This window comes from Streptomyces sp. NBC_01013, assembly GCF_045162765.1.
Classification (GTDB): Bacteria; Actinomycetota; Actinomycetes; order Streptomycetales; family Streptomycetaceae; genus Streptomyces.
Genome location: NZ_CP108687.1, coordinates 5,743,984 through 5,755,942, shown reverse-complemented (window position 1 = coordinate 5,755,942; position 11,959 = coordinate 5,743,984). Strand labels below are relative to the sequence as shown.

The following is an 11,959-nucleotide window of genomic DNA, read 5'->3' as shown; positions in this document are numbered from 1 at the left end:
GGGCCTCTCGCGCGCGGCGCCGCCACCGGCGCCGCGCGGCGTCCTCCGCCGCCGTTCAGGCCTGCTGACCGCCGGCCTCGACCGCCGCCGGGTCCATCCAGACGACCTCCCAGATGTGGTGGTCCGGGTCCTGGAAGGAGCGGCCGTACATGAAGCCGAGGTCCTGGGTCTCGTTGGCGGGCGATCCGCCGGAGGCGAGCGCGGTGTCCGCCAACTCGTCCACCTTCTCGCGGCTGTCGGCGCTCAGCGCCAGGATCACCTCGGTGTGCGTCGAGGCGTCCGTGATCTCCTTCTTGGTGAAGTCCTTGAAGCGCGGCTCCTCCATGAGCATGACGAAGATCGTGTCGCTGATGACGAGACAGGCGGTGTGCTCGTCGCTGAACTGGGGGTTGAAGGAGTAGCCCAGCTTGTCGAAGAAGCCCTTGGTCGTCTCCAGGTCCTTGACCGGCAGGTTCACGAAGATCATCTGAGGCATGGTCGTCTCGCTCTCTCGGTGGTGCTCCGGGTGCGCTTCTCGAACGCGTTACGACAGGTAGACGCCGGGTCCGCCGGAAACTCATCGGCGCCGGACGAAGAATCCTTGCCGCGCGGCGCCGGACGGAAAACCTCCCCGGAACCGGCCGGGGCTCACGACACGGCGATCGGCGCACCGCCCCGCAGCAGCGAGCCGCCCAGCGGGGTGAGCGTGTGCAGGACCGAGCTGCCGTGGCGCAGGGTGTGCACCAGGCCCGCCTCGCGCAGCACACAGGCGTGCTGGCTGGCCGAGGCGAGGGACACTCCGGCCCGCCGGGCGAGCTCGCTGGTCGTGCAGCCGTCGCCTATGACCCTCAGAACCGTCGATCGGGTGTTCCCGAGCAGCCGGCCGAGCCAGGGGCCCGGCACGGCGAAGGCCGGGGCGGCGGCGTGGGTGACGGGGTAGACGAGCACCGGCGGGAGCAGCGGATCGCGGTAGACGACCGGGGTCCCGCGGCAGAAGAACGACGGCTGGAGGAGCAGGCCGCGGCCGTCCAGGTGGAGTTCACGGTCGACCGGGTAGTCCGCCTCCAGTACGGGGGCCCGCCAGCGGATCACCGGCGGGAGTGAGGCCAGCAGTTCGTCGGCGCCACCGTCCAGGAGTGCGCGGCCACGGAGGGCGCGGTCGGCTTCGATGCTGGCCTGGATGTGCGGCCAGTACGGCTCGACAGCGGCCCGGTGGTAGGCACGCAGGACGCCGATGAGCCGCCCCAGGGGCTCGGCGCGCCCCTCACCCAGCATGTCCAGTGGCACGGGACGGGGCGCACGCCGGGCCACGCCGCGGCCGCCGACGGCTTCCTGGGCGCCCAGCACCGCCAGTTCGGCCCGCAGGCGCTCGGGAGGGGTGTCGCGCAGGGCCTCCATACCGGTGGTGAAGTCCATCGGTTCGGCGCCTTCCTGGGAAGGCGTCAGAAAGTCCGGGAAATAGCCGCGCGGTGGAACCACGGCGGACAGCAGGCGAACGTCACCATTCAACCGCGGCCGCGCCTCGGAGCGCCATTTACCGAACACCGTGGAAGCCCGCCGGTCTCTCAGCCGGTGAAAACTGAGAATGGTCTCCCATAATGCGTCCGGCCCTGTGGCCATCCGCACCTTTGAAAGGTCCCATCCGGAGACATGGATACGCAGCACCGAACCCCCACCCCTTGCACCTGCAATCGCCCCCGCTTCAGAGTATGCGAAGGGTAACTACACGTCACCACGGGGTTTCGGCCAGAGGTGAAACGTCTCGCCCCGACCCACCGTCACCCGAAAGGCTGTACGACGTCGGGTGCGATTCCGGAGCCACCGGAAGAGCGAGTGAAGGCCGTGGGGGGTTTTGCTCGTTCGGCGGCGGTTGGTGACGGTGCGGCTCCGCACCCGACGGGGGTAAGCCGGGTGCGGCCCAGGGATGGGGATCCCTGGGCCGCACCCCGGTCCGTTTCCACCCATCTCTTTGCGCATTAAACGAAGCAATGAAGCAGCCCGGAGTGCCGCGTATTGCAGAAAGCGCTCACTTTCCCCCCGCGGCGCGGGGGCGATGCCGCCACCGGACAGAAGTCCGTGGACATGACGAGGCGGCGGCACCCCCGCACAGGGTGCCGCCGCCTCAGGGAATTCCGCGCCCGCCGCCCGACCGATGAGGGTCGTCCGGTCCTGCGGCAGCCCGCGGAATCAGTGGCTCTGCCGGCTCAGCGGCTGTCGCTGCCCCGCGACTGCGCGGCCGCCCGGCCCGCCTCCAGGCGGGCCACCGGAATGCGGAACGGTGAGCAGGAGACGTAGTCCAGCCCCACCTCGTGGAAGAAGTGCACCGACTCGGGGTCGCCGCCGTGCTCGCCGCAGACGCCGAGCTTCATGTCGGGACGGGTCGCCTTGCCGGCCGCGACCGCGCTGCGCACCAGCGAGCCCACGCCGTCCTTGTCGATCGTCTCGAACGGCGACACCCCGAAGATGCCCTTCTCCAGGTAGGCGGTGAAGAACGAGGCCTCCACGTCGTCACGGGAGAAGCCCCACACCGTCTGCGTCAGGTCGTTGGTGCCGAAGGAGAAGAACTCCGCGGCCTCGGCGATCTGCCCGGCGGTCAGAGCGGCGCGCGGCAGCTCGATCATCGTGCCGATCTTCAGCTTGAGGTTCGTGCCCGTCGCCGCCTGGACCTCCGCGATGACCCGGTCGGCCTCCTCGCGGACGATCTCCAGCTCCTGCACCGTACCGACGAGCGGGATCATGATCTCCGCGCGCGGGTCGCCCTTGGCGTTCTTGCGTTCGGCGGCGGCCTCGGCGATCGCCCGCACCTGCATGGCGAACAGACCGGGGATGACCAGTCCGAGCCGGACCCCGCGCAGACCGAGCATCGGGTTCTGCTCGTGCAGCTTGTGCACGGCCTGCAGCAGCCGCAGATCGTTCTCGTTGGCATCCTTGCGGGACTCCGCGAGCGCCACCCGGACCGAGAGCTCGGTGATGTCGGGCAGGAACTCGTGCAGCGGCGGGTCCAGCAGCCGTACGGTGACGGGCAGTCCGTCCATCGCCTCGAAGAGCTCGATGAAGTCGGCCTTCTGGAGCGGCAGCAGCTGCTCCAGGGCCGTCTCGCGCTCCTGGTCGGTGTCGGCCAGGATCAGCTTCTCGACCATCTCGCGGCGCTCACCGAGGAACATGTGCTCGGTGCGGCACAGCCCGATGCCCTGGGCACCGAAGCGGCGGGCCCGCAGGGCGTCCTCGGCGTTGTCCGCGTTGGCCCGCACCCGCAGCCGGCGCACCCGGTCCGCGTACGCCATGATCCGGTGCACGGCGGCGACCAGCTCGTCGGCGTCGTCGGCGCCCGCGTGCATCCGGCCCTCGAAGTACTCGACGACCGGCGACGGTACGACGGGGACCTCGCCCAGGTACACCTTGCCGGTCGAGCCGTCGATGGAGACGACGTCGCCCTCCTCGATGACCCGCCCGCCCACCGTCATCCGCCGGCGCTTGGTGTCGACCTCCAGGTCCTCCGCCCCGCAGACACAGGTCTTGCCCATACCCCGGGCGACGACGGCGGCGTGCGAGGTCTTGCCGCCGCGCGAGGTCAGGATGCCCTCGGCGGCGATCATGCCGTCGAGGTCGTCCGGGTTGGTCTCACGGCGGATGAGGATGACCTTCTCGCCGGAGCGGGACCACTTGACCGCGGTGTACGAGTCGAAGACGGCCTTGCCGACCGCGGCGCCCGGCGAGGCGGCGATGCCGCGGCCCAGCCGCTCGGTCTTCGCTTCGTCGTCGAAGCGCGGGAACATCAGCTGCGCGAGCTGAGCCCCGTTGACGCGCTGAAGCGCCTCGGCCTCGTCGATGAGCCCCTGGTCGACGAGCTGGGTGGCGATCCGGAAGGCGGCGCCGGCGGTGCGCTTGCCGACACGGGTCTGGAGCATCCACAACTGACCGCGCTCAATGGTGAACTCGATGTCGCAGAGGTCCTTGTAGTGGGTCTCCAGCGTCTCCATGATCTGCATCAGCTGGTCGTACGACTTCTTGTCGATGGACTCCAGCTCGGCGAGCGGCACGGTGTTGCGGATGCCCGCGACGACGTCCTCGCCCTGCGCGTTCTGCAGGTAGTCGCCGTACACGCCCTGGTGGCCGCTGGCGGGGTCACGGGTGAACGCGACACCCGTACCGGAGTCGGGGCCGAGGTTGCCGAAGACCATGGAGCAGACGTTGACCGCGGTGCCGAGGTCGCCGGGGATGCGCTCCTGACGACGGTAGAGCTTGGCCCGGTCGGTGTTCCACGAGTCGAAGACCGCCTTTATGGCCAGGTCCATCTGCTCGCGGGGGTCCTGCGGGAAGTCACGTCCTGCGTCCCGCGTGACGATCTTCTTGAACTGCTTGACCAGCTTCTTCAGGTCGCCCGCGTCGAGGTCCACGTCGACGGTGACGCCCTTGGCCTCCTTGGCGGCCTCCAGGGCCTCCTCGAAGAGGTCGCCGTCGACCCCGAGGACGGTCTTGCCGAACATCTGGATCAGGCGGCGGTAGGAGTCCCACGCGAACCGCTCGTCGCCCGACTGGGCGACGAGACCGACGACGGAGGCGTCGGAGAGGCCGATGTTGAGGACCGTGTCCATCATGCCGGGCATCGAGAACTTGGCGCCGGAGCGGACGGAGACCAGCAGGGGGTCGTCGGCCTGGCCGAGCTTCTTGCCCATCCGCGCCTCAAGGGCGTCGAGGTGCGCACTCACCTCGTCGCGCAGGGCCGCCGGCTCCTCGCCGCTGTCGAGGTAGACCTTGCAGGCCTCGGTGGTGATGGTGAAACCCGGAGGGACGGGAAGCCCGAGGTTGGTCATCTCGGCGAGGTTCGCACCCTTCCCGCCCAGAAGGTCCTTCAGTTCCTTGTTGCCCTCGGTGAAGTCGTAGACGAACTTCTGAAGGTCTTCGTTTTCCGACACGAGTCTCGACTCCTCGACGACGCGGTGGCTGCCCTGACGGCGAGGAACATACCCAGATCGAAGGTGTCTCGGTACGTCCGCATGCGCGTCATGCGGCCTCAACCACCCGTCCGCCAGCAGATCGAAAGTAAGCCCACGGGCGAACCCACCCCCGCCATGCGTTCAAACATTGAACACATGACTACGGAGCGCTCCACATGGGCGCGAAATCGCTGACGCCGGGTAGCGAATCCGGTGATCGGTCGAAGTGGAGGCACCTGGCACCCAGTGCCATCATTTGAGAAGTGCAGCCTGTTCAGGCGCGCTCATGTGAGCGACACTCATCTCAGGGTGGCGAGAATCACGCCGCGACCGCCGCTCAGATGTCACCATCCGGACGCCTTCCAGGTGGCTGACCGTGGGCCGTTGCTCACACAGGGGTAGCTGGGAGCACCTCACGGACACGTGGAACGTCACTTCTCGGCCCAGCTGGCCAATTCTTGCCGAATTTCACGCTCAAATGAGCACTACCGTGGGAGGGGCACCCGGTGCCCCTCCCGCAGGGCGGACTGTCAACCGCCGGACGTGTCCAGTTCCGCGTCCGCACTGACACCGGCGCAGTCGTACGGGTCCTTCAGCCAGCCGTCCGGGAGGACCACCCGGTTGTTGCCCGACGTGCGTCCGCGCGGGCCGTCGGCGCCGTCGGGCCACGGCTGGTCCAGCTCCAGCTCGTGCAGCTGGGAGCCGAGCTCCTCCAGCGACGAGGTGACCGCCAGCTTCTTGCGCATCTCGGAGCCGACCGCGAAGCCCTTCAGGTACCAGGCCACGTGCTTGCGGAAGTCGATCACGCCGCGGGTCTCGTCACCGATCCACTCCCCCAGCAGGGTCGCGTGCCGCAGCATGACGTCCGCGACGGTGCGCAGAGTGGGTGCCTGCCTCGTCTCCGTACCCTCGAACGCGCTCACCAGATCGCCGAAGAGCCAGGGACGGCCCAGGCAGCCGCGGCCCACGACCACGCCGTCGCAGCCGGTCTCGCGCATCATCCGCAGGGCGTCGTCCGCACACCAGATGTCGCCGTTGCCGAGGACGGGGATCTCGGGGACGTGTTCCTTGAGCCGGGCGATGGCGTCCCAGTCGGCGGTGCCGCCGTAGTGCTGGGCGGCCGTCCTGCCGTGCAGGGCGACGGCCGTGACCCCTTCCTCGACCGCGATCCGGCCGGCGTCGAGGAAGGTGATGTGGTCGTCGTCGATGCCCTTGCGCATCTTGATGGTGACCGGCAGGTCGCCGGCGTTCGAGACGGCCTGGTTGAGGATCGCGCGCAGCAGCGGCCTCTTGTACGGGAGCGCCGATCCGCCGCCCTTGCGGGTGACCTTGGGGACCGGGCAGCCGAAGTTCAGGTCGATGTGGTCGGCGAGGTCCTCGTCGACGATCATGCGGACGGCCTTGCCGACCGTCACCGGGTCCACTCCGTACAGCTGGATCGAGCGCGGGGTCTCGCTCGCGTCGAAGCGGATGAGCTGCATGGTCTTCTCGTTGCGCTCGACCAGGGCCCGCGTCGTGATCATCTCACTGACGAACAGCCCCTTGCCGCCCGAGAACTCCCGGCACAGGGTGCGGAAGGGCGCGTTGGTGATGCCGGCCATGGGGGCCAGGACCACCGGCGGCTGCACGGTGTGCGGGCCGATGCGGAGCAGCTGGGGCGAGGGGGCGAGCGTGGTCATTCCCCCATTGTCGCGTACGCCGGGAACTGCTCCGGCGGCGGAGACCGCCCGGGGTGCGTGGGCCCGTCGCCGGCCGCCGCACGTAGCGTGAGGGCTGGTACCGATACAGCGACCGAAGGGCATGACCACCATGAGCTCCACCCGATCCTTAGACCGGACCGTACCGACGGCCCCCGCAGCCGGGGCGGCCCCCACCCGCCGCGCCCTGCTCTCGCTGGGCACGGCAGGGGCGGCCGGTGCGCTGCTCGTCGCCGCCGCGGGCCCCTCCCGGGCCGCCGCGCGCACGGCCGGACCGGCGTCCTCCCGGCTGCTCGAGCTGGAACGCGTCCACGGCGCCCGGGTCGGCGCGTTCGCGTACAACCTGGCCACCGGGGCCGCCGTCCGCCACCGGGCCGATGAGCGGTTCCCCGTCCTCTCCACGTTCAAGACGCTCGCAGCCGCGGCCGTCCTGAGGGATCTCGACCGGGACGGCGAGGTGCTCGGCCGGCTCGTCCGCTACACGAAGGCGGACTGCGTGGTCGATTCCCCGATCACCGACACCCCGGAACACATCGCGAGCGGGCTGACCGTCGCCCAGCTCTGCGACGCCGCCATCTGCGACAGCGACAACACCGCGGGCAACCTGCTGCTGCGCGAGCTCGGCGGGCCGCGGGCGATCACCCGTTTCAGCCGCTCGATCGGCGACCCGACGACGCGGCTCGACCGCTGGGAGCCGGATCTCAATTCCGCCGAGCCCCAGCGGCGTACGGACACCACCACCCCGGCCGCCATCGCCCGCGACTACGCGCGGCTCGTGCTCGGAAACGTGCTGGAGCCCCGCGACCGCGAGCGGCTGACCGGCTGGCTGCTGAACTGCCGGACCAGTGGGACCCGCCTCCGGAAGGGGCTGCCGCCGGAGTGGACGGTCGCGGACAAGACCGGCGGCGGTTCGTACGGCAGTTGCAACGACGTGGGCGTCGCCTGGACGCCTGACGGGGTCCCCGTGGTGCTGGCGGTGCTGACGACCAAGCCCGCGGCGGATGCGGCGGGCGATCACCCGCTGGTGGCCGGGGTGGCCGAGGTACTGGCAGCGGAAGTCGTTAGTTAGCCGTACTATCCATGCATGCCTGAGCTGAGCCACCGACGGCGGATGCTCGTACTGGCGATCTGCTGCATGAGTCTCCTGATCGTCAGCCTCGACAACACCGTCCTCAACGTCGCCCTGCCCGCCATGCGCCACGACCTGGATGCGAGCGTCGCAGGGATGCAGTGGACGATCGACGCGTACACGCTCGTCCTTGCCTCCCTGCTGATGCTCGCGGGTTCCACCGCCGACCGGATCGGCCGGCGCAAGGTCTTCATGGCCGGCCTCGTCCTGTTCACCGCGGGATCGGCGCTCTGCTCGCTGGCTCCCAGCCTGGAGGCGCTCATCGCGTTCCGGATGGTGCAGGCCGTCGGCGGGTCCATGCTCAACCCGGTGGCGATGTCGATCATCACCAACACCTTCACCGACCCCCGCGAACGTGCCCGGGCGATCGGGGTCTGGGGCGCTGTCGTCGGCGTCTCCATGGCAGCGGGGCCGGTGGTCGGCGGCCTCCTTGTCGACTCGGTCGGCTGGCGGTCGATCTTCTGGATCAACCTGCCGATCGGCATCGCCGCACTGCTGCTGACCTGGCGCTACGTCTCCGAGTCCCGCGCCGCGAAGGCCCGCCGCACCGATCCGGTGGGCCAGCTGCTGGTGATCACGCTGCTGGGCTCGCTGACGTACGCGATCATCGAGGCGCCGCAGAAGGGATGGGCCTCGGCGGAGATCCTGCTCTTCGCCGCGCTCGCGGTGGCCTCCCTGACCGGCCTGCTGGTGTACGAGGCCCGGCGCGCCGACCCGCTCATCGATCTGCGCTTCTTCCGCAGCGCCCCCTTCAGCGGGGCCACCGTCATCGCGGTCAGCGCCTTCGCCGCCCTGGGCGGCTTCCTCTTCCTCAACACCCTCTATCTGCAGGACGTACGGGGCCTCAGCGCACTCGACGCGGGTCTCTACATGCTGCCGATGGCGGCCGTGGTCTGTGTCCTGTCGCCGTTCTCGGGGCGGCTCGTCGCCAGTCGCGGGCCGCGCATCCCGCTCCTGGTCGCGGGCGTCGCGATCGCGGTGAGCGGGCTGATGTTCGCGGCGTTCGACGCGGAGACCGGCACGGCCTCGATGTTCACCGCCTATGTGCTGTTCGGCCTCGGATTCGGTGCGGTCAACGCGCCCATCACCAACACCGCAGTGTCCGGCATGCCCCGATCGCAGGCGGGCGTCGCCGCGGCGATCGCCTCGACCAGCCGTCAGATCGGCCAGACGCTGGGCGTCGCCGTGATCGGCGCCGTCCTGGCGGCGGGGGTGGCCGAGGCCGGTTCCTCGTACGGCAACGGGTCGGCGGGCGACTTCGTCGCGGCGAGCAGGGCCGCCTGGTGGATCATCACCGGCTGCGGGGTGTGCGTCCTGCTGGTCGGCGCGGTGAGCAGCGGGCGCTGGGCCCGGGGCACCGCCCGCCGGACCGCTGAACGGCTGGAGGAGTCCACGGCCGTGGCCCCGCCCGGCGCACCTGCGGGTCAGTCCTCGCCGTCGGGCACCAGGGCCTGAAGGCGCTTCAGCCCGTTCACCCGGTCCCTTCCGCGAAGTTTCGGCGACGTGCTCCGTCATCGAAGCCCGGCACCCGACGGCGACGTGCTCCGTCATCGAAGCCCGGCACCCGGCGGTAACGTGCCGGAGCACTCGATCCGTCGCCGACGCGCGCCGACACGCATGAGCGAGAACTGCCACCCGTCGGCCGGGGTCGGGATCACCTCGCCGACGCCCTTTGGCGTGCGACCGGGCGCGGCGCCGATACGGGTGTGGGCCCGGAACACCTGAGGTGCTCCGGGCCCACGTTCGTACGGGTGATGCGAGCTGCTCTCCGCCAGGAGGCGTCAGCTCCGGCCTCCGCGAGGAGGAGGGAACTGCTCTCCGCCAGGAGGCGTCAGCTCCGGTCTCCGGGAGGAGGAGGCGTCAGCTCTGGGCGGGCGCGTCCTGCTCCGGGGCGTCCTGCTCGGCCGGGGCGGCGGGGGCGTCCGACTGCTCGGTCTCTGTCCCGGCGGCGCGCTCGCGCATCTTGCGCAGCAGCTCCGCCTTCTGCTCGGCAGCCGTCCTGCGGTCGGCGTCGCGCCCGGCGCCGGCGCCCTGCTGCTCGGCGCGGGACACCTTCTTGCGCTGTCCGCCGACGCCGAGAAGGTTGTTACGGCTCTTGGCCACGGGGTTCTCCCATTCGTGGTGAAAGTGAGGTCTGAGAAGACCCTGGATCGGTCCGGTGGGCAGCGGGTGGTCGGACCCGCCGCGCTCTCACTCGTAGATCTGGAAGAACGAATACATGCGGCAAAGGTACCCCGCGCCGCGTGGCCCCAGCACCGGATTTTCGGACCCCCGAACGTGGACGGACGCGCAACGGAGGGCGGCCCCGGCTCACCCTCCGGCCGGCCCTCACCCACCCTCCGGCCGCCCCTCACTCACCTTCCCGAGGGAACATGGACTGACAGATATTGAAATCTGTCATCCCGCATGCCATGGTGGACCTACGGAATGACACGGCGGCCTGGCCCCTCCCGTGCCGCCTTCCGAGCCGTTCGGCCACGCCCACCCACCGCCCGTCCACCCGACGAGCCCGCCACCGGGAGTTCCCCATGACCACCCTCGCCACCCGCACCCTCGGCTCCACCGGCCCCCAGATCTCCGCGCTCGGCCTCGGCTGCATGGGCATGTCCGCCCTGTACGGCGAGACCGACCGTGCCGAATCGATCGCCACCATCCATGCCGCTCTCGACGCCGGCATCACGCTGCTGGACACCGGCGACTTCTACGGCATGGGGCACAACGAGCTGCTGATCAACGAGGCCCTGCGCACCGCCCCCGCCGCAGCACGCGAACAGGCTTTGACCAGTGTGAAGTTCGGCGCCCTGCGGACCGTGGAAGGCGGCTTCACCGGATACGACGGCCGGCCGGCAGCCGTGAAGAACTTCGCGGCGTACTCCCTGCAACGGCTGGGCACGGACCACATCGACGTCTACCGCATCGCCCGCCTCGACCCCGACGTCCCGATCGAGGAGACCGTCGGTGCCATCGCGGAGCTCGTCGAGGCGGGCCACGTCCGCCACGTCGGACTCTCCGAGGTCGGCGCGGACACGATCCGGCGGGCGGCGTCCGTGACCCCGGTCTGCGACCTGCAGATCGAGTACTCCCTGATCTCCCGCTCCATCGAGGCGGAGATCCTGCCCGCCTGCCGCGAGCTGGGCATCGGCATCACGGCCTACGGAGTGCTCTCCCGGGGCCTGATCAGCGGCCACTTCACCCGCGACCGCGAGCTGGCCGCCGGCGACTTCCGGTCCATGAGCCCCCGCTTCCAGGACGCGAACCTCCAGCACAACCTCGACCTGGTCGACGCACTGCGCAAGATCGCCGAGCAGAAAGGCGTCACGGTCGCACAGACGGCCATCGCCTGGGTCCTTGCCCAGGGCACGGACATCGTGCCGCTGGTGGGTGCGCGCCGCCGCGACCGGCTCACCGAGGCTCTCGGCTCCCTGGACGTGCGGCTGGACGCGGCCGACCTGGCCGCCATCGAGGAGGCCGTCCCTGCCGGTGCGGCCGCGGGCGCCCGCTACCCCGACAACCAGATGGCCCACCTGGACAGCGAGCGCTGACCTCCGGGTACGGTCAGCTGGGGTGCGGCCCGCCCCGCTTCCGGCCCCTCCCGGCACGACCCCCCGAAAGGCAGCCCACCGCCATGACGCCGCCGTCCGACCCGCTGACTCCCGAGCGCATCCTCGAAGCCACCGAGGACGTGCTGCGCCGGTACGGGCCCGCCAAGGCGACCGTGGTCGACGTGGCCCGCGCACTCGGTGTCAGCCACGGCAGCGTCTACCGCCACTTCCGTACCAAGGCCGCCCTGCGCGAGGCCGTGACCGGCCGCTGGCTGACACGTACGGAGCTGGCGCTCACCGAGATCCTGCACGCCGCCGCCCAGCCGGCTCCGGAGAAGCTGCGGCAGTGGCTGGAGACGCTGTTCGAGGCCAAACGGCACAAGGCGGGCGACGATCCCGAGCTGTTCGCCACGTACGAGGTACTGATGGGCGAAAGCACCGTCGTCGAGGACCACATCCGTGAACTGGTCGGCCAGTTGCGGGAGATCATCGAAGAGGGGGTGCGAGAGGGGCAGTTCGCCGCGCAGGACCCAGCGGCCAGCGCCCAGGCCGTCTTCGACGCGACAGCGCGCTTCCATGACCCGGCGTACGCCGCGGAGTGGCAGAAGCCCGCCATCGCCGCCGAGTTCACCGCCGTCTCGGACCTCCTGCTGCGCGGCCTGCGCGCCTGAGGGC

Annotated in this window: 9 protein-coding genes; 4 read left to right on the top strand and 5 right to left on the bottom strand. The window is 70.2% G+C overall.

All coding sequences use genetic code 11. The features are described 5' to 3' along the window. Positions 1–55: 55 nt before the first annotated feature. The 4 genes from OG538_RS24995 to dusB all read right to left on the bottom strand — a co-directional run bounded on the left by OG538_RS24995 (position 56) and on the right by dusB (position 6,595). Positions 56–475 carry a VOC family protein gene (locus OG538_RS24995; protein ID WP_406097152.1) on the bottom strand — a complete coding sequence of 140 codons (420 nt, stop codon included), beginning with the start codon at positions 473–475 and terminating at the stop codon, positions 56–58. 152 nt (positions 476–627) lie between these two features. Then, complete coding sequence (locus tag OG538_RS24990) at positions 628–1,644, bottom strand: ArsR/SmtB family transcription factor (protein ID WP_406097150.1); 1,017 nt, start codon at positions 1,642–1,644, stop codon at positions 628–630. 539 nt (positions 1,645–2,183) lie between these two features. Continuing rightward, positions 2,184–4,895: a pyruvate, phosphate dikinase gene (gene ppdK / locus OG538_RS24985; protein ID WP_406097148.1), complete on the bottom strand. Its 2,712-nt coding sequence runs from the start codon at positions 4,893–4,895 to the stop codon at positions 2,184–2,186. A gap of 551 nt (positions 4,896–5,446) precedes the next feature. Then, positions 5,447–6,595, bottom strand: coding sequence for a tRNA dihydrouridine synthase DusB (dusB, locus tag OG538_RS24980; protein ID WP_406097146.1), 1,149 nt, complete (start codon positions 6,593–6,595; stop codon positions 5,447–5,449). Positions 6,596–6,725: 130 nt separating this feature from the next. On the opposite strand from dusB, the gene bla reads away from it, so the two are divergent. Both bla and OG538_RS24970 read left to right on the top strand, forming a co-directional pair. Beyond that, entirely contained in the window at positions 6,726–7,682 is a 957-nt protein-coding gene (gene bla / locus OG538_RS24975) for a class A beta-lactamase (protein ID WP_406097144.1), read from the top strand. A gap of 15 nt (positions 7,683–7,697) precedes the next feature. Continuing rightward, the gene (locus OG538_RS24970; protein WP_406097142.1) at positions 7,698–9,197 is read left to right on the top strand and encodes an MFS transporter; all 1,500 of its coding nucleotides are present in this window, start codon (positions 7,698–7,700) and stop codon (positions 9,195–9,197) included. Positions 9,198–9,602: 405 nt separating this feature from the next. Here OG538_RS24970 and OG538_RS24965 read toward each other — a convergent pair whose 3' ends face one another. Further along, positions 9,603–9,845 (bottom strand): DUF6243 family protein, encoded by a 243-nt coding sequence (locus OG538_RS24965; protein ID WP_406097140.1) that lies wholly within the window; start codon positions 9,843–9,845, stop codon positions 9,603–9,605. 425 nt (positions 9,846–10,270) lie between these two features. On the opposite strand from OG538_RS24965, the gene OG538_RS24960 reads away from it, so the two are divergent. Together OG538_RS24960 and OG538_RS24955 are read left to right on the top strand one after the other, a co-directional pair. Beyond that, a complete protein-coding gene (locus OG538_RS24960; RefSeq protein WP_406097138.1) occupies positions 10,271–11,284 on the top strand; it encodes an aldo/keto reductase in 1,014 nt (337 codons plus the stop codon). A gap of 83 nt (positions 11,285–11,367) precedes the next feature. Further along, a complete protein-coding gene (locus tag OG538_RS24955) occupies positions 11,368–11,955 on the top strand; it encodes a TetR family transcriptional regulator (RefSeq protein ID WP_406097136.1) in 588 nt (195 codons plus the stop codon). Positions 11,956–11,959 lie beyond the last annotated feature (4 nt).

What these genes read in the sequence shown, in the direction of transcription:
- dusB (WP_406097146.1), bottom strand. Translation starts at nt 6,595, where the DNA reads ATGACCACGCTCGCCCCCTCGCCCCAGCTGCTCCGCATCGGCCCGCAC.
- OG538_RS24960 (WP_406097138.1), top strand. Translation starts at nt 10,271, where the DNA reads ATGACCACCCTCGCCACCCGCACCCTCGGCTCCACCGGCCCCCAGATC.
- bla (WP_406097144.1), top strand. Translation starts at nt 6,726, where the DNA reads ATGAGCTCCACCCGATCCTTAGACCGGACCGTACCGACGGCCCCCGCA.
- OG538_RS24995 (WP_406097152.1), bottom strand. Translation starts at nt 475, where the DNA reads ATGCCTCAGATGATCTTCGTGAACCTGCCGGTCAAGGACCTGGAGACG.
- OG538_RS24955 (WP_406097136.1), top strand. Translation starts at nt 11,368, where the DNA reads ATGACGCCGCCGTCCGACCCGCTGACTCCCGAGCGCATCCTCGAAGCC.
- OG538_RS24970 (WP_406097142.1), top strand. Translation starts at nt 7,698, where the DNA reads ATGCCTGAGCTGAGCCACCGACGGCGGATGCTCGTACTGGCGATCTGC.